Genomic DNA, 25301 nt, shown 5'->3' on the forward strand with positions numbered 1-25301 from the left:
GCAAGGTTACTGAAAGCTGTGGGGTCGATGTGAAGTTCGGGCCGGGACTCGGCAGACTCGCGCTCGCCGCTCCGGCACCGACCGAGTCGGAGGGCACACCCTCGAATCCAGCGGAAGGATGCACACAATGCGGAACACCGCGCGCTGGGCAGCAACCCTCGGCCTCACGGCCACCGCCGTCTGCGGGCCCCTGACCGGGGCCGCCCTCGCCGAACCGGCCGCCGCCCAGGGCCTGTACGCACCGTCGGCCCTGGTGCTCACCCTCGGCCACGGCGAGAGCGCCGCCGCCGTCACCCCGGAACGCGCCGTGACCCTGACCTGTGCCCCGACCTCCTCGGGCACCCATCCGGCCGCGACCGCCGCCTGCGCCGAACTGCGTGCCGCGCAAGGGGACTTCGACGCCCTCGGGGCCGGCTCCGACGCCATGTGCACCAGGGAGTACGACCCCGTCGTGGTCACGGTCGAGGGCGTCTGGCGGGGCCAGCGCGTCTCCTACGAACGCACCTTCGCCAACGAGTGCGTGAAGAGCTCCTACGGGACCGTCTTCGCGTTCTGAAGACCGGGGTCGCGTGGTACCCGTGACCTGCCCGGGGGGCCCGCAGTTGGGGAGTGCCGCCCCTCTCACGGAACCCCGTGATCCCGCACCGAGGTCCGGCGGACGGAGTGGGGCCGTCCGCCGGACCCTCGGGTCACATGCCTTCCTCCCCTAAGGGCAGCACGGTCGTCGGACTCCCGTGCCATGGCCGCCCCGCATCGACTTCTTGGCTATGAACGGGTCCGCTCACGGTGGCTGGTGTCGCACCACGGATAGCGTCGACTGCGCCGGCAGGTGCACAGTGCCACCCGGAAGCGGTCGGAGGCGACCGTGGAGCCGTCCTCCAGCTCCACCTCCACGGGTCCCTCCACGAGCAGGGGGCCGCGGTGCTGGACCCGGATGCGGCACGGCCGGTCGGAGCCGGAGTCAGAGGGGGAGTTCGGCACGGACGACCACCAGCTCTTCCTTCTCGTCGGCCGCGGACAGCAGACCACGACGGCGCAGCCAGTCCTCCCGCGTCCGCAGTACCGGTCCGAACGCGACGCGGTGACGGCGGGTCACGGCGGCCTTGAGACCGGCCTCGCGCAGATGCCCCACGGTCCGTCCGGAGTCGCTCAGTTCGGAGTGCACGATCAGCAGCACTCCGCCGGGGCGCAGCAGGGCGGGGGCCTCCCGGCAGACACGGTCCAGGACGAACCGCCCGTCGTGCCCCGCGTCCCAGGCCCGCGCCTTTCCGCGCGGCGGCCGGGCACCCGTCGGCGCCGGCACGTACGGCGGGTTGGTCAGGATGAGGTCGAACGACTGGTCCCGCACGGGGTGGAAGAGGTTTCCGCGCCGGACCCGGACCGACGCGCCGGTCAGCCAGGCGTTCGCCCGGGCCGTGCACACCGCCCGCCACGACACGTCGACCGCGGTCACGCGGCTGCCCCGGCGGGCCGCCTGGAGGGCGAGGGCACCGGTCCCGGTGCCCACGTCCAGGACGTCCGCGCCGGGCGGCAGCGGTTCTTCGCTCAGGGCCCCGGCCAGCAGCGCGGTGTCCTCCTGCGGGCTGTAGACACCGGGGAGGACCAGAGGGGGGTTCAGTGATCTCACCATGCCCAAGTACCCCGGCATTCAGGAAATATGGTGGATTTCGGAAGCCAGCGGAGTACGCAGGGAGGAACGCCCGTCCCGCCAGTCACGCAGGAGCCGGTCCGCGAGCCGGTCCTCGACATGACCGGTGACGTCGATACCGAAGGCGACGTCGGCGGCCAGATGCGGTTCCTCGGCCAGCAGGCCGCCGATCACCTCATGCCGTACGACCTGTTCGTGGACGGCGTCGGCCTCGACGTGCTCGTCGTAGAAGTGCTCGGCGGCCGGTCCCGCGCCGGTGCGGCGCATCGCCTCGGCGAGCCGCCTGGAGCCGGGCGACGAGGTGATCTCGACCGCCGCGAAATGGCCCACCAGCGCTCCGCGCAGGCTGCGGTGCAGGCCCAGCAGGGACATGAGGTTCACCGTCGCGAGCATTTCCGCGCAGGCCGCGTCCAGATAGTGCCCGTACGTCGTGTCCAGGCCCAGGTCGGTCATCAGGTTCGCGAACAGGAGGGCGTGGACGCGGTCGGGGCGGCCGCCGCCGAACTCGTCGAACTCCACCGCCGCCATGCCCGCCTTGGCCCGGCCCCAGAGCCTGGGCAGCACCCAGGCGTGCGGGTCGGCCTCCTTGAGGTGGTAGAGGGAGCGCTGGGCCGCGTACTCCCGTACGTGCCACAGGTCGCCCTCCTTGCGCAGGAAGTGGCTGACTCCGGTGCCGTCGACCGGTTCCACGAGAAGCCCGGCGAGCGCGTCCTCGACGCTGTCGTGGACCGGGGTGTCCGAGCGCAGGGCGGTCAGGAAGCGGTGTTCCAGCGCCGCCCTGGTGCGCAGCAGGTCGGGGTCCCACTCGTGGTCGGGGGAGACGCCCCGGAAGCCGCGGTAGTGCAGTTCGTAGCAGATGTAGAGGGCCAGCTGGAGGTCGTCGCCGTACACGTCCGCCCCGGCGACGGTCTCGTGGCGCGGCAGCGGTCCGGCGCCGAGCAGGTATTCCTGGACTGCGGCGGAGACCGGGCCCCGGGCCGGCGGCAGCTGTGGTTCTCGAGGGTCCTGAGGCATGGGCCCCGGGTACCCGGGCGGCGGCGGATCACCCACCGTCCGCCCGGGGCCGGTCCGGCGTCACTCTCCGGAGGCGTCCTCCTGGGCGTGCTGATTGGGGCTGGTCGCGTCCCCGGCCTCGCCCCTGTGCGCCCGCTGCTCGTCGGAGTCCCGGACCCGCTTCTCGGCGTCCTCGAACTCGTGCAGGACCTCGTCCAGGGCGCTGTCGGGCTTCTGCTTCTTCTCCGGCACGGCTGTCTCCTCGTTCTCTCGTTCAGGTGGTGGCGGCCGCGATGCGCAGGGGCACCGGCTCAGCGGGGACGGTGTTCTCCTCGTTGCGGCGGGCGATCTCGGCCCACCAGGAGGCGCCGTCCTCGATGTGGCGCAGCAGCACCCCCTCGCGGATCGCCCAGGGGCAGATCGTGACGGTCCTGACCCCGGTGAGTTTCATGGCCGTGTGCCCCACGAGGGCACCGGCCAAGCTCTGTGCGGCGCGCGGAGCGGAGATTCCGGGCAGCTCGGCCCGCCGTGCGGCCGGGAGGACGGCCAGACGCTCGACGGCCTCCCGCAGGTCGGCGCGGTGCATCCGGCGTTCCACGAACGGCCCGCGCCGCCCGGGCGGGGTCCCGCACAGCCGGCCCAACTGCTCGAAGGTGCGTGAGGTGGCCACCGCGGTGCGCGGTCCCTCCCAGCGGATCCGTGACGCCACGTCCCGCAGCTGGTGGCGGACCTTGCGGCGCAGCGCCCGCACCGCCTCCGGGGGCGGCGGGTCCTGCCCCTCGAAGAACTCGTGTGTCAGCCGGCCCGCGCCCAGCGGCAGCGAGGCCACGTAGTCCGGCAACCGCCCGCGCCCGAAGGCGACTTCGAGTGACCCGCCGCCGATGTCGAACAGCGCGAGCGGTCCCGCGCGCCAGCCCATCCAGCGCCGCGCGCCCAGAAAGGTGAGCTCCGCCTCCACCTCGCCCGGCAGGGTGTACAGCCCGACGCCGGTCCGGGTCCGGACGGTGCGCAGCACCTCCTGACGGTTGGGTGCCGAGCGCACGACCGCGGTCGCGAAGGCCAGCGGTCCGGCCGCGCCCCATCGGGCGGCGGTCCGGCTCGCGCCTTCCACCGCCTCCACCAGGCGTTCCACGGCCTCGTCGGGTATCGGGCCGCCCGGCCGCACATGGTCGGCGAGTCTCAACCGCCACTTCGCGGTGTGCACCGGCAAGGGCACCCCGTCCTCGGCGTCCGCCACCACCAGACGGACCGTGTTCGAACCCACATCCACCACGCTTATCCGCATGGCCCTGTGGGTACCCACGCAGAACCCCTTCCAACGCCGGGCGCGCAGACGAAGCGTCGCTCTCAGCCACCGGACGGGCACCATACGTCGGCACCGCGCCCGCAAGTGACGCCCCGTCATGGCGGATGCGGTGCCCCCGGGCAGCGAGAAGGGCCGCCGTCTCCCTGCTGACGGCGACCCTTCGGGCCGGCGGCTCCCGGTGCTGCGACTACATGTGGACGACAGGCGCGGCGTCCGCGTCCTGCTCCGGCACCCCGCGCCGGAAGAGCAGGAAGGCGATCAGCGCTCCGGCGGCGAAGAGCACCGCCGACCACCAGAAGGCGGTGGTGTAGCTCTCGATCGTGGCCCGGGCCTGGACCAGCTTGTCGGTCGGGTCCTTGCCGGCCAGGTAGTCGGTGGCGGCGCTCGCGGCCAGGGTGTTCAGGAGGGCCGTACCGATCGAACCGCCCACCTGCTGCATGGCGTTGACGGTGGCGGAGGCGACTCCCGCGTCCTCGGCCGCGACCCCGCCGGTGGCCAGCTGCATGGCCGGCGGCATGACCAGGCCGAGGCCGAAGCCGGTCACGATCAGCTGGGGCAGCACGGCGGACAGGTAGCTGGAGCCGACGCCGATCCCGGTCAGCCAGGCCATGCCGACCGCGGCGACCGCGAAGCCGAGCGGGACGACCGTCTTCGGTCCGATCCGGGGGACCAGCACGGTGGTGCCGACCTGGGCCGCGACCATCAGGGCGGCGACCATCGGCAGGAACGCCACACCGGTCTTCGTCGGGCTGAAGCCCAGGTTCAGCTGGAGGTAGTAGGTCAGGAAGAGGAACACGCCGAACATGCCGCCGCCGGAGATCAGCACGGCCAGGAAGGAGGCCGCCCGGTTGCGGTCCAGCAGGATGCGCAGCGGCAGCAGCGGGTGTGCGGCACGGGTCTGCCACCAGGCGAAGGCGGCCAGCAGGACACCGCCGGCGATCAGGAAGCCCCAGGTCGCGGGGGAGTCCCAGTCGTGCGTCTCGGCGTTGGAGAAGCCGTACACCAGGGAGAAGAGGCCGGCGGCGACCAGCAGCGTGCCGGGCACGTCCAGCTTGGAGTTCGCGGCGTCCCGGTGGTTGTGCAGCAGCAGCCAGCCGCCGGCGAAGGCGACGACGGCGATGACGACGTTGACGTACAGCGTCCAGCGCCAGTCGAGCGCGTCGGTCAGGACGCCGCCGAGCAGCAGACCCACCGCGCCACCGGCGCCGGCTATCGCGCCGTACACGCTGAACGCCCTGGCCCGCTCGCGGGCGTCGGTGAACGTCGTGTTCAGCAGGGACAGCGCGGCCGGTGCGAGGAGCGCGCCGAAGGCGCCCTGCAGGGCACGGGCGGTGACCAGCATTTCGAAGTTGGTGGCGGCACCGCCGAGCGCGGAGACGGCCGCGAAGCCGAAGACCCCGACGAGGAAGGCGGTCTTGCGGCCGAAGAGGTCGGCGATCCGGCCGCCGAGCAGCAGCAGGGAGGCGAACGCCAGGGCGTAGGCCGTGACGATCCACTGCCGGTTGCCGTCAGAGAAGCCGAGGTCGGCCTGGGCCGAGGGAAGGGCGATGTTCACGATGGTCGCGTCGAGCACCACCATCAGCTGGGCGAGCGCGATGACGGCGAGGATCCACCACCGCTTGGCCGAAGCGGCGGCCGGTGCTTCGACGGCACCCTCCCGCCCGCTTTCGGTCAGGGTCTTCTGGGACATGGGAGAACTCCAGGGAAAGTCGGCCGGTGCTCATCCGGTTCATAAACGAAACCGTTTCGTACGCGACGAGATTAGACCACCTGGAGCGAAACGGCAACGTTTCGCTAGCGAGGGGTGGCGCGGTGTACTCGCATGCCTTGACTGGCATATAACTCACGAGGCATATTGGGTGCCATGTCCGACGCCCGGCTCTGGACCGCCCTCGCCGACCCGCACCGGCGGGCCATCGTCGCGCTCCTCCTCGAGCGGCCCCGGCCCGTGGGGGAGATCGTGGAGGCGTGCGGACTGAGCCAGCCCAGCACGTCGAAGCATCTGCGAGTGCTCCGGGACGCGGGCCTGGTCCGGGTGCGCCAGGACGCGCAGCGGCGGGTCTACGCCCTGGACCCCGGCCCGATCGCCGAGCTGGACGCCTGGCTGACTCCCTACCGCAAGCTCTGGAACACGAGCCTGGACGCACTCGGCGACCGCCTGGACGCGACGGCGCCGGACACCCCCGAGGAACCCGCCCCGAAGGACTGATCCACCATGGCCGCAGACCTCACCGGCACCTACCTGACCCTGGACGACGGCCGCTCCGCCGTCCGCTTCAGCCGCACCTACGACCATCCCGTCGCCCGGGTCTGGCAGTTCGTGACCGACGCCGACGAACTCGCACACTGGTTCCCGTCCCGGGCCGAGATCGAGCTGCGCCCCGGCGGCACCGTCAAGTTCAGCGGTGATCCCCACATGGAGGACTCCACGGGCCGGGTCGTCGCCGTGGACGCACCCCGTCACCTGTCCTTCGCATGGGGCGGCGACGAAGTGCACTTCGACCTGGAGGCCCTGGACGAGAAGCGGACCCGCTTCACCCTCACCAACGTCCTCGGCGCCGCCGACTCCGCCGCCCGCAACGGTGCCGGATGGGAGGTGTGTCTGGCCTCCCTCGACGCACGGGCCGGCGGCGGGCATCGTGAGGAACCGCACTGGAAGGAGCTCTACCAGGCGTACGTCGACGCCGGGGTCCCCTCGGGCGCGCCGGTCCCCGGGACGGGCTGACGGGAGTCCCGCCTCACGCCATCTGACGCCGTACCAGCTCGTGCAGCCGCCCGCCCGTATCCGCGAGGAGCTGTGCGGGCGGGCCCTGCTGGGCGACCTTGCCGTTCTCCATCACGATCACGCGGTCCGCGTCCAGCACCGTGGACAGCCGGTGGGCGATGACGATCCGGGTGGCGTTGAGGGCCTTGGTGGACTCGATGACCGTGCGCTGGGTGTCGTTGTCCAGCGCGCTGGTCGCCTCGTCGAAGAAGAGGATGCGGGGCCGCCGGATCAACGCCTGGGCGATCATCAGCCGTTGGCGCTGGCCGCCGGAGATCGCCCCGCTGCCCGAGACGATGGTGTGCAGCCCCATCGGCATCCGCTGGATGTCCTCCGCGAGCCCCGCCATCGCGGCCGCCGCCATCGCCTCCTCGGGCGTGTAGGGCTCGGTGCCGCAGATGACGTCCAGGATGGACCCGGTGAACGGCTGGGCGTGCTGGAGCACGACACCGCACTGCCGGCGCACCGCCGACTGGTCGAGGGCGGCCAGGTCCTGGCCGTCGTAGAGGACACTCCCCGATACCGGGCGGTCGAAGCCGATCAGCAGCCTGAGCAGGGTCGACTTGCCGCAGCCGCTCGGGCCGACGATCGCCACGAACTCGCCGGGCCGGATCTCGAAGGACACGTCGTCGAGGATCAGGGGGCCGTCGTCGGAGTAGCGGAAGGAGAGCCTGCGGGCCTCCAGCGCCCCCGTGAGCGGCCCCGGCCGGGTGCTCGCGGTGCGCACCTCCGGCTGGGCCTCCAGGACCGGCTTGATCTCCTCGAACAGGGGGAGCGCGGCCACCGCCGAGACGAAGGCGCCGGTGAGCTGGGTGACCGCGGTCAGCAGCATCGTCACCGAGGTGTTGAAGGTGAGGAACTCCGCCGCCGACATCGAGCCGCGCGCCGGGCCCGCGAGCAGCATGAACATCAGCAGGGTGCACAGGGGGAGGTAGACCGACCCCATCACCGAGGTGAGGTTCTTGATCCGGCCCACCTTCTGCTGGAGCTCCCGGCTGCGGGCGAACTCCGAGGCCCAGGCCGCGTACGCGTAGTTCTCCGCGGCCGCCACCCGCAGTTTGGGCAGACCGCGCAGGGTCTGGAACGCCTGGTTGTTCAGCTTGTTGCCGAGCACCACCAGGCGCCGCTGCCAGCGCACCTGCCACAGCCCGAGCCCGAGGAAGCCCGCCGCGATCACGACGAGCATGCCGATCGCGGCCATGGCCATCGGGACGCTGTACCAGAACAGCAGACCCAGGTTCATCGCGCCGATGGTCACCGACTGGGCGACGGTGGGGCCGATGCCCGCCATCATCCGGCGGATCGAGCTGATCCCCATGGCCTGACTGGCCAGTTCACCGGTCGAGCGTTCGGTGAAGAACTTCGTGGGCAGCCTGAGCAGCCGGTCCCACACCGCCGGCTGGAGGGTTGCCTCGATACGGCCCTCCAGACGCAGCATGGTGAGGTTCTGCAGCAGCATGAACGCGGCCGTCACCACACCGCTGAGCATCACGGCCAGACACACCTGCACGATGAGGTCGGTCTGCGCCTTCGGCACGAACTCGCCGAGCACCTTGCCGGTCGCGATGGGGACCAGCGCGCCGATCGCCACCGTCACCAGACCGCTGAGCAGCAGATTCGTCACATCGCCGCCGGTGCCGCGCATGCTGAACCGGACCAGCCCCAGCGGGCTCAGCTTCCGGTCGGGCAGCGGACGGTAGAACATCACCGCGCGCGGCTCGAACTCCTCCGCGTTGTCCTTCTCGATCGGTGTCTCACGCCCGGTCGCCGGATGCACGGCCACATAGCCGCCGCGCCGCCACAGCAGCGCGACCGGCGCACCCGACAGTGCCCGGTGGCCCACCAGCGGGCCGACGTCGTCCCGCCACCAGCGCCCGTCCAGTCGTACGGACCTGATGCGGACGCGGGAGGCGAGCGCGATCCGTTCCACCGGGTCGAGGCGGTCGCTCTCGGTGCCGCCGTGCGCGTTGTCGGCGAGCGCGATCCCGGCCGCGTCGGCGACCAGCTTGCACGCCGCGTAGCTCGCGTCGGCGTCGGCGGCCGTGGCCCGCTGCTTCGACCTGCCGATGGACGCGAGCAGGGTCCGGTCGGCCTGGGCCCTGACCGCCTCACCGGCCCTGATACCGGCGGCGGTCCGGGTCTCGTGGGTGCGCTCCAGCTGCTCGATCCAGCGGTCGAGCGTGGTCAGCAGCCGGTACTGCTGGTCGACCATCGACTGCCAGACCGCCGGGTCCATCAGCAGGTCGGCGGCCGCCTCGGCGCCGTAGAGCGAGCCGTACTGCACACTGCCCGGCGGCACCTGCATCCAGAAGACGTCGTCGTCGGTGGGGGCGGCGGCCCGCTCGTCGGCCATCGGCGCCTGGAAGAGGATGGAGAGACTGCGGCCGACGCCCAGCGCGAGGGCGTACTCCAGGGGGCTCGTCGTCGGCGGCACGTACTGGGGGTTGCCGTACGCGTCGTACGACCAGGTCTGGGTGTGGGCGGGCTCGTACAGCTCGCGCAGGCCGATGCGGTGGACGACACAGTCCCTGAGCGGGCGTGCCACCAGGGTGTGCTGCGGCCCCGCCACCGGTCCGAGCAGCAGCGCGCCCGGCTCCAGACGGCCCAGGTGGTGCCAGTGGCCCTGCTGTCCGGCGTCCACCGCGAACAGGTCCACCGCTCCCGACACGACCAGCCACAGCACCTGCGGGCCTTCGAGGTCGATGCGGCTGAATCCGGCGCAGTCGATGCGCGTGCCCATCTGCCCGAGGGCGCCCAGTACGACGTCCCCTTCGTGTGCGGTCGTCATCTCACCGTTCCTTGACCAGAGCCGCGTACACGCCGCCGCGCGCCACCAGTTCCTCGTGCCGCCCGCGCTCCACGATCGTGCCGTGTTGCAGTACGACGATCTCGTCGCTGTCGCGCACGGTGCTGAGCCGGTGCGCGATCACCACACAGGCGCAGCCGCGCTTGCGGAGGTTGTCCATGACGACCAGCTCGGTCTCCGCGTCCAGCGCGCTGGTCACCTCGTCGAGCACCAGGATGCTGGGGCGGCGCACCAACGCCCTTGCGATCTCCAGGCGTTGGCGCTGGCCGCCGGAGAAGTTGCGGCCGTCCTGCTCGACCCTGCTGTGGATGCCGCCGGGCCGGCGCATGACCACGTCGTACAGGGCCGCGTCCCGCAGCGCGTCCACCACGGCCTCGTCCGGGATCGACGGGTCCCACAGCGCCACGTTGTCGCGGACCGAGCCCTCGAAGAGGAACACGTCCTGGTCGACGAAGGACACCGAGGAGGCGAGCGCGCCGCGCGGGATGTCGTCCAGGCGCTGTCCGTCGATGCGGATCACTCCCTCCCACGGCGCGTACAGACCGGATATCAGCCGCGAGACGGTCGACTTGCCGCTGCCCGAACCGCCGACCAGCGCCACCTGCTGGCCGGGGCCGACGGTCAGGTCGAAGCCGGTGAGGAGCGGCTTGTCGAGCGGGTTGTAGCCGAAGGTGATGTTCTGGAGTTCGACGTGGCCGTGCAGGCGGCGGGTCGAGTCGCCCGCGCCGGGGCGGCCGTAGAGCGGGTCGGCCTTGAAGTTCTCGACGTCCTTGAGGCGGGCCACGTCGGCCGCGAAGTCCTGGATGCGCCCCGCCACGCCGTTGAGGCGGGTGATCGGTGCGGTGAAGCGGGTGACCAGGGCCTGGAAGGCGACCAGCAGGCCGACGGAGATACCGCCCTCGACGGCCCGCATGCCGCCGATCCACAGGATGAGCGCGCTGTTGAAGGTGGCCAGCATCGGCGCGACCACGCCCAGCCAGGCGCTCGGCACCCCGAGCTTCTGCTGTTCCTCCAGCGTGGTGGCGTGCTGTCCGGCCCACTTGCGGAAGTAGCCGTCCTCGCCGCCGGTCGCCTTCATCGTCTCGATCAACTGGAGGCCCGTGTAGGCGGTGTTGGTGAGCCGGGCGCTGTCGGCGCGGAGCTTGGCCGTGCGGGTGGCCCGCAGCCGGATCACGACCCGCATGGCGGCCACGTTCAGCAGGGCCACGCCGATGCCGACGAAGGTGAGCTGGGGGTCGTAGGTGTAGAGCAGGATCGCGTACAGGACGACCACGACCGCGTCGACGCCCGCCGCCGCGAGGTCGCGGGCCAGGGTCTCGGCCACCTGGTCGTTGGACTGGAGGCGCTGGACCAGGTCGGCGGGGCTGCGCTGGGAGAAGAACGTCACCGGCAGGCGCAGCAGATGGCGCAGGAAGCGGGCGCTGGACAGGGTGGAGGAGATGATCCGGCCGTGCAGCAGGTTCGCCTGCTGGAGCCAGGTCAGGGCGAGGGTGAGGGCCACACAGGCGCCCATCGACGCGAACAGCACACCCAGCAGCGAGGTCTGGCCGCCGATCAGGAACATGTCGATGTAGGTGCGGGAGAGCGCGGGGGTGGCCGCGCCGACCAGCACCAGCAGCAGGCTCGCGAGGACCGCCGCCGGCATGGTGCCCGCGGTGCCGCGCAGCCGGGCCGGCATCGCGCCCAGCACACCCGGCTTGCGGCCGCCCTTGGTGAAGCCCTCACCGGGCTCCATCACCAGTACGACACCGGTGAAGCTGCCGTCGAAGTCCTCCATCGGGACGAAACGGCGGCCCTTGCCGGGGTCGTTGATGTACACCCCGCGGCGGCCGAAGCGGCGGCCCATGCCGTCGTAGACGACGTAGTGGTTGAACTCCCAGAACAGCACGGCCGGGGTCTTCACCTCGGCGAGGGCCGCCGTGTCCATCTGCATGCCCTTGGCCGTCAGGCCGTAACTGCGGGCCGCCTTAAGGAGGTTGCTGGCGCGCGAGCCGTCGCGGGAGACACCGCAGGCGATGCGCAGCTCCTCCAGCGGGACGTGCTTGCCGTAGTGGCCGAGCACCATCGCGAGGGAGGCGGCGCCACACTCCACGGCCTCCATCTGGAGGACGGTCGGTGTCCGGACCGTCTTCGCCCTCCCCTTGGGAACCGGGCGCTTGGGCGGGGCGGAGCGGCGTCTGCTCCGGGTGTCCTGTGCGGTGCTCACGGCAGCAGCCAATCGACGGGGCGCTGATCGGCCAGCCGGATCGAACCCGTGGCCAGGGTCATGGAGGTGAGGGCGAAGGGCGGTCCGTCCGCGGACGACCACCGGTAACCGCTCTTCGTGGCCTTCGACCTGTCCAGCCTCACCAGTACGGCGACCGGCCGGCCGTCCTTGGTGAACTGCTCACCGAGCTGGCCGTCCCCGAGGAACGCGGCGATCTGCTGCGCCGACTGCGCCGAGCGGTCCACCGACTTCACATGGCCGCGCAGCACGCCGTACTCCTGGGTGGGCACCGAGGAGACCGTTAGGTCCACGGCCGCGTCGTCCGGTATGGAGGCGGCGTTCTCGGCGGGCACGTACACCGTGGCGTACATCGGATCGGAGGCGTGGGCGACCTTCTCCACGGCGGCGACGTTCGCGCCGGTCGAGATGATCTGGCCGATGGTGGCCGCCAGCGCGGTGACCCGGCCGGCGGCGACCGTGCGGACGACGGTGTCGCCCTCGGACGTACGGACCTTCAGTACGGGGGAGTCGGCGGGCAGTTGGCTGCCCTCTTCGGCGATCACCTGGGTGACCTGGCCCGCGACCGGACTCTGGAGGATGTAACTGCCCTGCCCGTGGGTGAGGATGGCGGGCGCGCTCACCGTGGAGGCGACCGAACCGGTCACCGCCCACACCGAGGCGGCGGCCATCACGACCACCGTCACCGACATCACCAGCCAGCCCTGCGGGCGGGCGAAGCGCACCGGAAGGTCGAGCTCCTCCGGTGACTGGAGCTTGGCGAGGGCCTGTTGGCGGAACTGCACGGGTCTTCCCTCACCTGCGAAAGCGTGCGAATGCGACGCATGCTGCCAATGACAAAGGACCGACTCTCACGAGCCGGCCGGTTTACGGCACCCAAGAGTCCCGGAACCGCCGGTTTGCGGCTCCGGGACGGGTCGACCACAAGAAAGTGATCAGATCACGGAGAATGTGATCAGAGACCGGCGACCAGGCCGGTGACCGGGGCGGTGTTCAGGCCGGTCACACCCTCAACGGTGCCGACGGCCGTGTTGACCAGGCCGGAAACCGGGGCGACGCCGTCCACCAGGCTGGTGACGGTGCCGAGGGCGTTGAGCTGCAGGCCGCCGGAGACGTTGTCGAGGTCGGCGTCCGAGATCTCGACGGTCTCAACCTGGGGGGTGGAGTTCATGATGGAACTTCCCTTCGTATGGGTATTTCACAAGGGGGGAGCGGCCCCCTCTGGGGACAGACGACGGCCGCAGTCACAAGGCGCCGGATTCCCGTTTCCGGGAACCCCGATGGCCTTGCGGTGCGATGGATCAAAGCACGCTGCGGCTCCGCGCTTCCAATCAACCATCTTTCTCACCAGGGAACTTGAGTCACAGAAAGCTTCATCCGTGCAGACTTGCGCACGCCTTGATGCCGACTTCTTCACAGGTGATGTCACGGCGGCGTGAACGGGGCCTTGTCGCTGCCGCGGCGAATGCGACACACCTCGCCAATGGCATGGGTGCCGGTCCGCGCTTGTGCAGAACTCCCGCTCCCGGTGACCTGGTTGCGCATTCGATGTGCAGATTCGCTGGAGAGGGGATTCGGGGCGGTATTCACAACGGACCGTTGTCGAACGCTTGCTGAGCGTGTCAGCCCAGAAGTGCGTAGACCGTGCTCGCCCGGGCCGCGAGGTCACCCGTCGCGGAGTCGGTCATCGTGATGTCGGCGAAGGCCATGCGCCGGCCCAGTTTGGTGACGACCGCCTTGATCAGGACATCCGAACCGGTCACCGCCCGCTGGAAGCTGGTGGACTGCTGCACCGTCGTCATCGGTCCGTAGGCGCCCCGGGCCGCCGAGACCGCGATCACCGTGGCGGTGTCGGCAGCGGCCATCAGGGCCTGGCCCGACAGCGCGCCCCCTTCCCGGGCCAGCCGCTGTGACCAGGGCAGACGCAGCACGGCATGGTCGGCGCCGAGGGACTCGACGCTCAGGGCGAGGTCGAGGACCCAGGGGGCGAAGTTGTCGGCGAGGATCTTGTCGGCTTCGGCGGGCGTCATCGTCATATGGGGGATTGTTCCCGCCCGCCGCGCGCCCGGCCCGGCCCGTGGCCGAATCGGCGTGGCAATCGGGGCGTAAAGAAACGGCATTGAACGCCCCGTGCACACCGTGCGTACCCATGGCCATCCAGGCGCCCCGAACAACCGACTGCCGTACGGCGGTCACAGACTCCGGTCCCCCCAGGAGGTCGAGAAGTTTGAGTCACAAGCGAATTCCGAAGCGCAAGGCCGCATTCGCGGCAGGCACCGTGGTGGCGCTCGGAGCGGCCGCGATTCTGCTGCCCAACGCCAACGCGTCCCAGGACGGCTCGTCGAACGACGCGGCGGCCATCGCGCCGAAGACTCTGAAGGCGTCGGACGCCTCGGACCTCGCCTCGCAGCTCGAGGAGTTGCTGGGCGACGCCTTCGCCGGGTCCTACTACGACTCCGACAGCGGCCAGCTCGTCGTGAACGTCATACCCGGCGACAACAACAACGTCGTCGTGCAGGCGAAGAAGGCCGGGGCCAAGGTCCGCGAGGTCGAGAACAGCCTCACCGAGCTGGCGGCCGGCGCGAAGACCCTCAAGGAGGAGGCGACCATCCCGGGCACCGCCTGGGCCGTCGACCCGCGCACCAACAAGATCCTGGTGACCGCCGACAGCACCGTCACCGGCGCCAAGTGGAACACCCTCGAGTCGACCGTGAAGAGCCTCGGCTCCGGCATGGCGACCGTGAAGAAGTCGGCCGGCACCTTCAAGACCTTCGTCTCCGGCGGTGACGCCATCTTCGCCGGCGGCGCCCGCTGCTCGCTCGGCTTCAACGTCACCGCGGGTGACGGCAGTCCCGCCTTCCTGACCGCCGGTCACTGCGGGGTCGCGGCCGAGCAGTGGTCCGACACCCAGGACGGCCAGCCGATCGCCACCGTCGACCAGGCCACCTTCCCCGGCGACGGCGACTTCGCCCTGGTCAAGTACGACGACCCGGCGACCCAGGCGCCCAGCGAGGTCAACGTCGGCGGCGGCCAGACCGTCGCGATCAACCAGGCCGCGGACGCCGAGGTCGGCCTCCAGGTCTTCCGGATGGGCTCCACCACCGGACTCGCCGACGGCCAGGTCCTCGGCCTCGACGCCACCGTGAACTACCCCGAGGGTACCGTCACCGGACTCATCCAGACCGACGTGTGCGCCGAGCCCGGCGACAGCGGCGGCTCGCTGTTCACCCAGGACGGCGCGGCGATCGGTCTGACCTCCGGCGGCAGCGGCGACTGCACGGTCGGTGGCGAGACCTTCTTCCAGCCGGTCACCACCGCACTCCAGGCGGTCGGCGCCACGCTCGGCGCGGGTGACGCGGCCGGCGGTGCGGGCGGCGACCAGGCCGGCGGCGAGGAGGCCGGCGCCGGTGGCGACGCCGGGGCCGGTGCGGGCGACGAGGCGGGCGCGGGCCAGGAAGCCGGTGCCGGTGGCGACGCCAGTGCGAGCCCCGGTGACGAGGCCGGCGCGGGCCAGGAGGCCGGCGGTGACGTGATCGGCGGCGAGGAGGCCGGCAACGGCCAGGACACCGGAAACGGCACCGGTGACGCCGCGGGTGACGCTGCGGACCAGTCGCACAACTGACCCCCCGCACGACACCCTGAACCGGCCGCGTCGGCAGCGGCCCCCCCACACCCCCCGCTGCCGACGCAGGCCCTGTGACCGCCTCCCGGCCACACCGCTGTCCCGGCCCGGGAGGTGCAACGGTCCGGCCCTCCGGCGGGAGGGCCGGACCGGCGTGCTTCCGGCGTCCAGAACAGCGCGGGGACGGTCCGGCGGATCAGCCCGCCGCCCGCAGCAGGAGCAGGGCCACGTCGTCGCTCCGCTCCCGGGCCGCCGCGCTGCGGCGCACGAGTTCGTCGGCCAGCTCGTCGAGCGGACGGTCACCGGCCTCGGCCAGTTGCCGTCCCAGCTCGGCGAGCGCGTCCTCGATGTCGACGCCCGGGGACTCGATCAGACCGTCCGTGTAGAGGACGAGGACGGAACCGGGCGCGAGATCGACCTCCGTCGTCGGGTAGCCGGCCGAGCCGTCGATGCCCAGCAGCGGGCCCCCGGCCAGGTCCAGCACCCGCACCCGGCCGTCCGGCCGGCGCAGCAGCGGCGGCGGATGCCCGGCCCGGGCCATGACCGCCCGCCCCCGCGCCGGGTCGAGCCGCAGATACAGACAGCTCGCGAAGAGCTCGGCGCCGAGGTCGATGAGCAGCCGGTTGGTCGAGCGCATGACCTCCTCCGGCGTCTGACCGACGGTCGTGTACGCCCGTACCGCCGTCCGGAGCTGCCCCATCAGCCCGGCCGCCGTCACGTTGTGGCCCTGCACGTCCCCGATCACGGCGGCCGCGAGCCCGTCCACCGGCACCAGGTCGTAGAAGTCGCCGCCGATGTCCATGCCCTGGGTGGCCGGCAGATAGCGGGCCGCCGCGTCGATGCCGGGCAGCGTCGGCAGGGTGTGCGGGAGGAGGGCCGCCTGCAGACCGTGCGCCAACTGGTGCTTGGCGTCGTACAGGACGGCCCGCTCCAGGGCCTGCGCGATCAGCCCGCCCAGGCTCGTCAGCACCGCCCGCTCGTCCGCCGGGAAGGGGTGCCGTTCGGCGTAGGCCAGCACACAGGTGCCCACCGGGCGCCCGGAGGCGATCAGCGGCAGATAGGCCCAGGCCGCGAACCCGTCGGGGGTGGCGTGCCGCATCGGGTACAGACGTTCCAGCTGTTCCCTGGAGTCGAAGAACGCCGGCACCCCGGTCGTCAGGGCATGCGTCCCCGGCGTCGTCTCGCTCAGCGGCAGTCCGTCGAACCGCTCCACGACCCGCGCGTCCGGATATCCGCGATGCCCGAGCACGTGCAGCCGTCCCGCCCGTGAACCGAGGACGACCAGGGCCTGGCTCCCCACCGCCGGGGCGATCTCGTCGGCCACCAGCTGCACCACGTCCTGCACCCCCACGGCCTCGGTCAGCGCTCCGGCCAGGCTCAGCACCTGCGAGATCGTCACCAGCCGGGCCGGCGCGTCCCCGGGCCGCGGGCCGGCCCGGTTCATCTCCGTCACCGCCCGGGCCCGGCTCACTCGGACGCTCAGCCCGGTGGTGCTCGGGTACAGCCGGAACGACAGCCAGTCCCCGGGCGGCCGCAGCGCCACGAACGAGGTGCTGTGCTGGCTGAGCAGCGCGCCCCGGTAACGGTCCTCGTAGACCGGGTCGTTGAGCCAGGGCACCGCCGCCCACAGCTGCGAGCCCAGCAACCGGGAGACCGGGACGCCGATCAGCTCGGCCGCCGCGTCGTTGGCGAAGGAGATCCGCCCGTGCAGATCGAGCGAGCACAGTCCGTACGGCAGCCTCGCCACCATCCGTGCCGCCTCCACCGTGCCCAGCGTCCCGGCCGGGCTGCCGACGTGGGCCGCGGCCAGCAGATCCGGCTCGGTGTGCGGCGACACGCTGTCCTCCACCGCCCGCTCCAGCCGCACCGCGAGCCGCCCGCAGGCCGCGGTCAGATGGTCCCGCTCCCGGTCGGACAGGTCCGGCGGGTGCGAGCCGGGCCAGGTCACGAAGACCGCGCCGTACACCTTGGCCGCGGTCGCCACCGGCACCGCGGCCAGCGCGAAGGGGTACGGCAGCACCACGGCGATCCGCGGATAGCGGCGTGCCATCTCGTGCTCGCCGCCCACCCACACCAGCCGCCGCTCCCGCGCCGCCTCCGCCACCGGGATCGGCGCGCTCAGCCCCACCCGCTCCCAGGGCGCCGCGAACGCCCGCGGCAGGCCGGCCATCACCGCCATCTCCAGTACGGGTTCGTCGGCGGCCATGAGGTACACCGCGCCGGAGTGGGCGTGCACCTCGTCCATCATCGACGCCAGCGCGAGGGTGAGCAGCGGCCGTCCCACCCGGGTCCGGGCGCCCGCCGACGCCGGGGACATATGCCCGTCGGACACGCCGACCACCTCCTCGCACGGGCGCGTCCCGCAAGGAGCGTAGGCAGCTGCCGCGTGCCGCGCCCCCGGGATCAAATCTCCACCCTCACGGCGTGTCCCGCACGGCGAGTGCTTCCCGGGTGCGGGCACACGGGTAGCCACGTGACGGCGAGAACGGCCGTGTACCCCCTCGGTCCCGGACCATGCCCCCACAGTCGAAGCGCGTCACGGGACACGGGCGCCGCTCGTGCGCCCCCGCGCACCCTGATGGCCAATTCTTCGCGCCCGAGGCCGGTCCGGGACCCGAACAATGGGGCACGCGTTTCATGCCACGGAACCGAGCCGCGCCAACCGAGGGGGACGAACAGTGATCCGGGTGCTTCTGGTGCACGACGCGTGTCTGGTGAGATCGGCCCTGGCGGAGTGGCTCCGCCGGGAACCCGATCTCGGGGTGTTCGACACCCCGTGGCACAGCGCGCCCGGCCGTCTGCGGACCGTGCGGCCGGACGTCTGCGCGGCCGACCTCGAATGCTCGGACGCGTACGGCATCCCCCCACTGGGGGAGTTGTCCCTGCGCGAGAAGGACCCCAGTACGCCGCGCCTTCTCGTGATGGCCAGCGCCAACCGGCCCGGACTGCTGAAGCGGGCCGTGGAGGCGGGAGCGCTCGGGTACGTCGACAAGGAGGGGGCGGCGCCGGAGCGGCTGGTGCGGGGGATCCGCCGGGTCGCCGAAGGGAAACGTTTCGTCGATGACTCGCTGGGCTTCGGTTTCCTCCAGGCCGCGGAGATGCCCCTGACCAGACGTGAACTGAGCGTGTTATCCCTCGCGGCCGAGGGGGCCTCCATCGCGGAGATCGCGGGGAGCCTGTGCCTGTCCCACGGGACCGTGCGCAACTACATGGCCGCGATCACCCGCAAGACCGGGGCCCGCAACCGCATCGACGCGATCCGGATCTCGCAGGGGCAGGGCTGGCTCTGAGCGCCCGGGGGGCACCGCCGTCCAGCCGCCCACGAGTGCGCGGTAGGCGGGCGACTTCCGCACCAGCTCGTCGTGCGTGCCGTACGCCGTACGCGGGCCGTCCATCAGCAGCACGCGGTCCGCGCGGCGGGCCGAGCTGATCCGGTGGGCGACGACCACCAGCGTGGTCCCCGGCCGGTTGGCGAAGGCCCGCTCGGCGCGCTCCTCGGACCGCGGGTCCAGATGGCAGGTCGCCTCGTCGAGCAGCACGAGGGGGGCGTACGACAGATGGGCCCGGGCCAGCGCGACGAGCTGCCGCTCGCCCGCGGACAGCGTGGCCGGGTCGACGGCCGCCCGCGGTCCGCCGAGCGCTTCGAGGAGCGGGGTGAGCCCGACGGCCTCGGCCGCCGCGAGCAGCTCCGGCTCGGGCACCGGGTCCTGCCTCAGATGGCCGAGGTTCTCGGCGAGGGTGCCGCTGTGGACGTACGCCTCCTGCGGGATGAGCACGCGCAGCGCGGCCGCGGCGGGTGAGGGCACGGGGTGTCCCCACAGCCGGATCCTCCCCCCGGTGGGCTCCAGGAGCCCCGCGATCAGAGCGGTGAGCGTGGACTTCCCGATCCCGCTGGGCCCTACGACGGCCAGGTGGGCGCCGGGCGCGAGGTCGAGGTCGAGGCGGTCGACGACGGGAGTGGCGGCGGGGCCGTAGGCGAAGGAGAGGGCGGTGAGGGAGAGCGCGGGGGCCCCCAGGGGGTGGGCGGTGGGGAGCCGGGGTGTCGTCGGCCGCGTCGGAGTGGGTGAGCCGGAGCCGGCGGCCCGTTCGAGGGTGGGGGAGTGGTCGGGTCCGAGGGCTTCACGTCCGTGCGCGGGGAGGCCGTGGGCCGCCGGGCGGACCGCGTCGGCCGGGTCGGTGGTGTCGGCCGGGCCGGGCGGAGGGTTGGTGTCGTGGGGTGCCGTCCGCGTGGGCTCGCGGACCAGCCGCCGTAGGACCACCACCAGGCGCGAGCCGCTCGTGCCCAGGCCGTGGACCAGGTTGCGCAGGGCCGGGAGGAGGGACTGGGTGACGTAGGCGAGGGCGCCGACGAGGGCGCCCGCGGTGATGCCGCGGGCCAGGAGCCAGGGGGCGCAGGCGAGGAGCAGGACGATCGGGAGCTGGCCGCCCAGGGCGAGGGAGGCCACGCGCAGGACGGACCAGCGGGCCAGGGAGTACGCGGCCCGCCGCTCGGTGTCCACGAGCCGGCCCGTGTCGGCGGCGACCCGCTGCTCCGCGCCGGCCGCCGTGATGTCCCGCAAGCCCGGACAGACCCTGCCCAGACCGTCGGCCAGCGCCTCGTCGGCGACCAGGAACTCCTCCTGGCGCCGGGCCAGCGGACGCAGGGTGGCCGCGAACAGGCCCAGTCCCGCGGCGAGCGGCGGCCCCACGACCAGCAGCAGCAACGGGTCGAGCGAGGCCAGTCCGACCACGGCGCCGACGGACGTGAAGACGAACGAACGCGACACCATCACGAGCCCGGCGAACGTGTCCCGCGCGATCTCGACCTGCTGCGTCAGCCCGGACAGCGCACCCGTGTCCGCATCCCGGACCCCGCGCTCCACCACCCGCCGGACCAGCAGGTCCCGCAGCGGCTCCACCAGCGCGGCGACGGCGGCGTACACCCGTACCGTTCCGTACGCCCCGACGAGCACCCCGATCGCGGCCGCCCCGAGCCATCCGAGTCCGACACCGGGCCGTCCGGCCAGGAACCCCTCGTCCAGGGCGCGGGCGGGCGCGTACCCGGTGAGGAAGGTCTGCCCGGTCTCCAGCACGGACCAGCCGCCGAGCCGGACCAGCACCCGCCAACGGGCCCGCAGGAACCGGAAGCCGCGCCCGTACATCCCGCCGCCGCGGGCCGGGCCGGCGCTCATGACGGTCCCCCGTCCGAGGCGTCCGCCCCCTCGGCCTCGCCCCCGAACACCGCCCGGTACTCCGCCAGCCGCCACAGCTCCTCGTGCGGTCCCACCGCCCTCACCCGCCCGCCGTCCAGCCAGGCCACCGCGTCCGCGCGGGCCGCCGTGGCGGTGCGGTGGGCGACCAGCAGACGGGTGCCGGCCGCCCCGCCGCCCACCAGGGCCTCGGCGATGCGGGCCTCCGTGACCGTGTCGAGGCTGGAGAGGGCGTCGTCGAGGATGAGCAGCCGGCCGCCGTGGGCGAACGCACGGGCCAGCCCCAGCCGTTGGGACTCCCCACCGGAGCGGGGAGCGTCCGCGACGAGGGTGTCGTAACCGTCGGGGAGCCGGCGCACGAAGTCGTCGGCGCGGGCCGTGCGGGCGGCCTCGCGGACCCGGGCGGGGGAGGGGGAGGCGAGGGCGAGGCCGATCTCCTCCTCGACGGTGCCGCCGAGCAGGGCGGGGCGTTCGAAGGCGTACCCGATCGAGCGGCGCAGCTCGTCGTGGGTGAGCTCGCGCAGCGGCACCCCGTCGAGCAGGACCTCCCCGGCGTCCGGGTCGGCGAGGCGCCCGGCGACGGCGGCGAGCAGCGACTTGCCCGCCCCCGACCGGCCGACCACCGCCAGGGTCGTCCCGCCCGGCACCACGAGGTCGACCCCGTCGAGGACGGCGCGTGCGCCGCGCAGGGCGGTGACGCCCCGCAGTTCCAGCCGCCCCGGGCCGGGCGGCAGCCGGCGTCCGCCGTGCTCGACGGCGGGCTCCGCGAGGACCTCGTCCAGACGTCCGGCCGCCGCCCGGGCCCGGGCCAGGCCGGCGAGCCGGCCCACCAGCACGCCCACGCCGGCCGCGAGGACCGCGTACCGGGAGGCGGCGAGGACCTCGCCCACCGTGACACGGTGCCGGGCGAGCAGGACCCCGGCCACGGCGACCACGGCGATCTGAAGCAGCGGGGCCACGGCGACGGACTGGCCCGAGGCCCGGCCCTGCACCCGCCACATGCGGTGCCCGGCCTCGGACAGCTCGGGCAGCGGGCGCAGGACGCGGGCGGTCTCCCGGTCCTGTGTCCCCGCGGCCCGGATGGTGCGGTGTCCGCCGACGGCCTCGGACAGGGCCTGCGCGATCCGGCCCTGCACCTCCTGGTAGCGCGTCACGCACGCGCGGGTGTCCCGGGCGAAGGCGCGCAGCAGCAGGGCGAGCACCGGCGCTCCGGCCAGGAACACGGCGGCGAGCCAGGGGGAGATGAGGCCGAGGGCGACGACGGCGCCGACCGGTCCGGCGAGCGCGGCGCACAGGGCGGCGCGGGCGGTCGGTGCGGTGCCGGCCTGGGCGGCGTTGCCGACGAGGCGGGCGACGAGGTCTCCCGGCCCGAAGCGGGCGCCGGCGCGCGGCCCGACGGCCAGGACGTGCCCGGTCAGACGCCGGCGCAGCCAGGCGGTGGTGCGGGCGTCGAGGGTGCCGCCGAGGACGGTCTCCGCCGCGTCGAGCAGGGCGACGAGGAGGACCAGTGCGGCGCAGCCCAGGACCCAGCGGGTCGCCGGTGCCTGGGCGAGCAGCAGGTCCAGGGTGCGGCCGAGAGCCGCGGGCAGCAGCAGTCCGGCGCCGGTCGCCGCCGTGCTCACCAGGCACAGGACCAGACAGCGGGCGGGGGCCGGACCCAGGAGACCGTGCGTGGCCGGAGGCGAGGTGTCAGTCGTCATACGGCGGCCTTCCGCAGGTGTGCAGGACCCCGGGCGGCCCCTCCCTCGCGGGAGTGGACCGCCCGGAGTCATGGGCGCACGATGCCTGTCAGAGACAGAGCGTGACGCTCGCGGCGCTGACGCAGGACAGCAGGCTCAGGGTGCTGTTGCCGCCGCCGCCGGTGTGCTCGTCGGACTCCATCGTCTGCAGGTCGAGAAGTGCCATCTCGGTTTCCTTTCCTCGGTGTCGTCCACCCGTGGGGACGGGGTTGGGTCACGGCTCCATCACATCGCGGAACCGCGTTCTCGGGGCCGCCGGAGCGGCGGCAGGAACGGCAGGTGGGCGGCGGTCGGGGCGCCGGGGGCCGCGTGGGCCGCGCCGAGCGCGAGCAGGCACCCTGCCGTTCCGGTGCCCAGGTCCATCGACAGCCGCATCATCTGGTGGCCGGGGAAGGCCAGTTGGCCCTGGTAGTCCATCGAGAACCAGCCGAGCCCGTCGATCTGCTGGGCGAGCCGCTCGCGGGTCGCGCCGGGGGTGTCCGTGCGCGCGAGGTGCAGGATCATCCCGGCGCGGCCCTGGAAGAGGCCGGGCTGGACGTAGAAGCGGCTGGTGGCGGCGGTCAGCACGCCGGCCCGTGCCCGCTCGAACTCGCCCTCGGTGTCGGCGCCCTGGGCGAGGTAGTCGTCCAGGACCATCCCGATGCCGGCGCTTCCCTCCCCGAGGTAGGGCAGCGTCCGCCAGCCCTCGTCGACCTCCAGCGAGCCGCTCGGATGCGTCACGCAGCACTCCAGGTCCCTGCGCAGCGCCACCTCGGCCGCCCGCAACAGCAGTGGCTCGTGCGTGAGTTCGTACTGCCGCAGCAGGAACAGCGCGGGCCCGGTCCACCCCTTCAGCAGCCCGGCCCGGCGCCGCCTGGTGTCCGCGGGGGGCTGCGCGAGTCGCCGTACGAGGACGTCGGCGGCCTCGGCGGCACGGTCCCGCAGCTCCGACTCGCCCGTGGTGCGGGCCAGTTCGCCGAGGACCAGGCCGAGTCCGGCCAGGCCGCCGTGCAGGTCGGAGGAGAGGTTCTGCCAGCGCTCCGCGAGCACCCGCCCGACCAGGTCGAGGGCGCGCTGCCGGTGGCCGAGCCGGTCCAGGACGTGCGCGACGCCCGCGAGGCCGTCGTAGAGCCCGAGCGGTGTGCCGGTCGGCGGGGGCGCGGTGCGGGCCAGGAGCCAGCGCTCGCCCTCCTCGTAGCGCTCGGCGCCGACCGCGTCCAGCGCGTACAGGACTCCGGCCGCGCCGTGCGCGAGGCCGAGGCCGCCGCCGTCGTTGAACTGGGTGATGTCGCCGGGGAAGAGCCGGTCCTGGCGCTCCGGGGTGGCCGAGGCGAGGAGCGCCTTGACCATGGAGTCGCGGCTGTAGGGCCAGTCGCCGGGTTCGAGGTAGGACGGCGCCGTCTTCAGGGCCCTGCGCTCGCCGCCGGTGTCCGGGGCGGTGTCCCGGGTGATCTCCGCGACCGCCTCGTCGAGGAACTCCCGCGGCACGTCCGGGAACTGGCGGAGGACCACCTCGGCCAGATGGGCGGCCTTCCCCCGGTCCACCACGAACAGCGTGGTCACCGGCAGGAACAGGGCGATCCGCAGACAGGCCAGGGCGTAGCGGTCGACGTCGACGCCCTTGCGGTCCGGCGGGGCGAAGAAGCCGGGGTGGGCGACCACCTGGCGGCCGTTCTCCTCGACCGGCGCGGCCGCCTCGAAGTCGAGCAGCGACACCGACTCCTCGTCGGGGCCGACCATGATGTTGAAGACGTGCAGGTCGTTGAAGACGATCCCGCGGGCGTGCACCGCCTCCACCGCCCGTTCCACCGCGCCGTGGATGCGCACCGCCCAGGCGGTGTAGTCGGCGACGGCCTGCGGATCGGGGTCCGGACCGAGCAGCGGATGCCGCTCGGCGAAGAAGGAGTTCAGCGGGCGCCCCTCCAGGAAGTCCATGACGAGGAACCGGTGGTCGCCGAGGGTGAACCAGTCCCGCACCTCGGGCACCACGCCCGTCCCCGCCACCCGTTCCAAGGCGTCCTTCTCCCGCTCCAGGCGGGCGACGGCGTCCGCCCCGTCGGCGGCGAGTCCCGCGTGCGGCCGGCCCTCCTTGAGGACGACCTTGCGCCCGTCGCGGGTGTCGGTGCCGGTGTAGACACCGCCGCCGTTGGAGAAGTGCAGCGCCTTCTCGATCCGGTACGGCAGCTCGCCGACCGTCGTGGTGTTGCGCGCCTGAAGATGCGGCTCCAGGAAGGCGGGCAGCGTCACCCATTCGGGCACCTGGAAGGACGGTGCCCGCCGGTCCGGCACCAGCTTGCCCTCGCCGTCCCGCACCGCCGGTACCAGTGAGCCCCGCTCGTCGACGACGAACATGCGCGCGAAAGCGCCGTAGCGGACGTAGAGCGGGCCCTCGTGCCAGCGCAGGTCGGTGAGGATGTACGGGCCCTCGAAGCCCTCCAGGAGTTCGCCCAGCTCGCGGAGCACCTCGTGCAGCTGCTCCTCGTCGGCCGGGTAGACGGTGACGAACTTGCCGCTGGTGTCGCGGGCCGCGTACTTGGTGTTGCGCAGGTGCAGCAGATGCGGGCCGGGCACGAACTTGAACGGGATGCGCCGGGGCACGCAGTAGTCCCACACGACGGCGGCGATCCGCTCCGCGTTCTCCCGGGTGGCCGAGGCGTGGATCTTCCAGCCCTGGGACGGGCCCGGCACCGGCTTCCCGTCCGTGCCGAGCGGTGTGAGCGTCAGCCAGTCGCCGATGCGCGCCGCGTCCCAGCCGGCCGGCACCGCGCGGCGCGCCGTCTCGTAGACGGGCGCCTCACCGGCGGAGATCCGGTCGGGCGTCTCGTAGAAGTGTCTGTCGGCGAGCGCGTACACCTCGTAGCGCTTGTCCATGCGTCCCCTCCTTGGCCCACCGCAGAGCCTTCCAGCGGGCGGTGGCCACGGACAGTCACGGCTGTCACGAGAGCACTGTGCGAAACGCATGCGTCAAGAATTGTTCGAGAGGTTTCGAGCGTCCCCGGCCGCGGTCGCTCCACGGAACGCTCACAGGGGC

The 25301-nt window shown here is 72.7% G+C and carries 20 protein-coding genes and 1 pseudogene; 5 read left to right on the forward strand and 16 right to left on the reverse strand.

Annotated elements, in window-relative coordinates:
* Positions 1-127 precede the first annotated feature (127 nt).
* Positions 128-556, forward strand: coding sequence for a protease inhibitor (locus tag M2163_RS41990; protein WP_280847611.1), 429 nt, complete (start codon positions 128-130; stop codon positions 554-556).
* A gap of 209 nt (positions 557-765) precedes the next feature.
* Here M2163_RS41990 and M2163_RS41995 read toward each other — a convergent pair whose 3' ends face one another.
* The 6 genes from M2163_RS41995 to M2163_RS42020 all read right to left on the reverse strand — a co-directional run bounded on the left by M2163_RS41995 (position 766) and on the right by M2163_RS42020 (position 5637).
* A complete protein-coding gene (locus M2163_RS41995; RefSeq protein ID WP_280847610.1) occupies positions 766-981 on the reverse strand; it encodes a CDGSH iron-sulfur domain-containing protein in 216 nt (71 codons plus the stop codon).
* Positions 962-1648: a HemK2/MTQ2 family protein methyltransferase gene (locus M2163_RS42000; protein ID WP_280896661.1), complete on the reverse strand. Its 687-nt coding sequence runs from the start codon at positions 1646-1648 to the stop codon at positions 962-964. Before M2163_RS42000 ends, M2163_RS41995 begins: the two co-directional genes overlap by 20 nt.
* Positions 1649-2662, reverse strand: coding sequence for an iron-containing redox enzyme family protein (locus M2163_RS42005; protein WP_280896662.1), 1014 nt, complete (start codon positions 2660-2662; stop codon positions 1649-1651).
* 60 nt (positions 2663-2722) lie between these two features.
* Positions 2723-2893 (reverse strand): hypothetical protein, encoded by a 171-nt coding sequence (locus M2163_RS42010; protein WP_280847607.1) that lies wholly within the window; start codon positions 2891-2893, stop codon positions 2723-2725.
* 22 nt (positions 2894-2915) lie between these two features.
* Positions 2916-3926, reverse strand: a complete 1011-nt coding sequence (locus M2163_RS42015; protein ID WP_280854008.1) for a Ppx/GppA family phosphatase — start codon at positions 3924-3926, stop codon at positions 2916-2918.
* A 208-nt stretch (positions 3927-4134) separates the two neighbouring features.
* Entirely contained in the window at positions 4135-5637 is a 1503-nt protein-coding gene (locus tag M2163_RS42020) for an MFS transporter (protein ID WP_280896663.1), read from the reverse strand.
* Between the two features lie 174 nt (positions 5638-5811).
* On the opposite strand from M2163_RS42020, the gene M2163_RS42025 reads away from it, so the two are divergent.
* Positions 5812-6156 (forward strand): metalloregulator ArsR/SmtB family transcription factor, encoded by a 345-nt coding sequence (locus tag M2163_RS42025; RefSeq protein ID WP_280847605.1) that lies wholly within the window; start codon positions 5812-5814, stop codon positions 6154-6156.
* 6 nt (positions 6157-6162) lie between these two features.
* On the forward strand, positions 6163-6672 hold the full coding sequence (locus tag M2163_RS42030; RefSeq protein WP_280896664.1) for an SRPBCC family protein: 510 nt from the start codon (positions 6163-6165) through the stop codon (positions 6670-6672).
* Positions 6673-6685: 13 nt separating this feature from the next.
* On the opposite strand, the gene M2163_RS42035 is transcribed toward M2163_RS42030, so the two are convergent.
* The 5 genes from M2163_RS42035 to M2163_RS42055 form a co-directional block, all read right to left on the reverse strand.
* Positions 6686-9499, reverse strand: coding sequence for an NHLP bacteriocin export ABC transporter permease/ATPase subunit (locus M2163_RS42035; protein WP_280896665.1), 2814 nt, complete (start codon positions 9497-9499; stop codon positions 6686-6688).
* A 1-nt stretch (position 9500) separates the two neighbouring features.
* The gene (locus M2163_RS42040; protein WP_280896666.1) at positions 9501-11723 is read right to left on the reverse strand and encodes an NHLP family bacteriocin export ABC transporter peptidase/permease/ATPase subunit; all 2223 of its coding nucleotides are present in this window, start codon (positions 11721-11723) and stop codon (positions 9501-9503) included.
* Positions 11720-12526, reverse strand: coding sequence for an HlyD family efflux transporter periplasmic adaptor subunit (locus M2163_RS42045; RefSeq protein ID WP_280847601.1), 807 nt, complete (start codon positions 12524-12526; stop codon positions 11720-11722). Before M2163_RS42045 ends, M2163_RS42040 begins: the two co-directional genes overlap by 4 nt.
* Before the next feature lie 170 nt (positions 12527-12696).
* Positions 12697-12912 carry a hypothetical protein gene (locus tag M2163_RS42050; protein WP_020134776.1) on the reverse strand — a complete coding sequence of 72 codons (216 nt, stop codon included), beginning with the start codon at positions 12910-12912 and terminating at the stop codon, positions 12697-12699.
* A 451-nt stretch (positions 12913-13363) separates the two neighbouring features.
* The gene (locus M2163_RS42055; protein WP_037714151.1) at positions 13364-13777 is read right to left on the reverse strand and encodes a PaaI family thioesterase; all 414 of its coding nucleotides are present in this window, start codon (positions 13775-13777) and stop codon (positions 13364-13366) included.
* A gap of 191 nt (positions 13778-13968) precedes the next feature.
* On the opposite strand from M2163_RS42055, the gene M2163_RS42060 reads away from it, so the two are divergent.
* Positions 13969-15363 (forward strand): S1 family peptidase, encoded by a 1395-nt coding sequence (locus tag M2163_RS42060; RefSeq protein ID WP_280896667.1) that lies wholly within the window; start codon positions 13969-13971, stop codon positions 15361-15363.
* 196 nt (positions 15364-15559) lie between these two features.
* Here the strand turns inward: M2163_RS42060 and M2163_RS42065 are convergent, their stop codons facing one another.
* Positions 15560-17680 carry a SpoIIE family protein phosphatase gene (locus M2163_RS42065; protein WP_280854007.1) on the reverse strand — a complete coding sequence of 707 codons (2121 nt, stop codon included), beginning with the start codon at positions 17678-17680 and terminating at the stop codon, positions 15560-15562.
* Between the two features lie 604 nt (positions 17681-18284).
* Between M2163_RS42065 and M2163_RS46675 the strand changes: the two are divergent.
* A pseudogene (locus M2163_RS46675) lies at positions 18285-18569 on the forward strand (LuxR C-terminal-related transcriptional regulator); the annotation flags it as partial.
* On the opposite strand, the gene M2163_RS46680 reads toward M2163_RS46675, so the two are convergent.
* The 4 genes from M2163_RS46680 to lanKC form a co-directional block, all read right to left on the reverse strand.
* Complete coding sequence (locus M2163_RS46680) at positions 18492-20534, reverse strand: ABC transporter ATP-binding protein (RefSeq protein WP_348541369.1); 2043 nt, start codon at positions 20532-20534, stop codon at positions 18492-18494. The pseudogene M2163_RS46675 and the gene M2163_RS46680 overlap by 78 nt on opposite strands.
* Positions 20531-22252, reverse strand: coding sequence for an ABC transporter ATP-binding protein (locus M2163_RS42080; RefSeq protein ID WP_280896668.1), 1722 nt, complete (start codon positions 22250-22252; stop codon positions 20531-20533). The genes M2163_RS46680 and M2163_RS42080 overlap by 4 nt, the downstream gene beginning before the upstream one ends.
* A gap of 88 nt (positions 22253-22340) precedes the next feature.
* Positions 22341-22457, reverse strand: coding sequence for a SapB/AmfS family lanthipeptide (locus tag M2163_RS42085; RefSeq protein ID WP_020117173.1), 117 nt, complete (start codon positions 22455-22457; stop codon positions 22341-22343).
* A gap of 59 nt (positions 22458-22516) precedes the next feature.
* Positions 22517-25141, reverse strand: coding sequence for a class III lanthionine synthetase LanKC (gene lanKC / locus M2163_RS42090; protein ID WP_280896669.1), 2625 nt, complete (start codon positions 25139-25141; stop codon positions 22517-22519).
* Positions 25142-25301 lie beyond the last annotated feature (160 nt).

Source organism: Streptomyces sp. SAI-135, assembly GCF_029893805.1.
Lineage (GTDB): Bacteria > Actinomycetota > Actinomycetes > Streptomycetales > Streptomycetaceae > Streptomyces.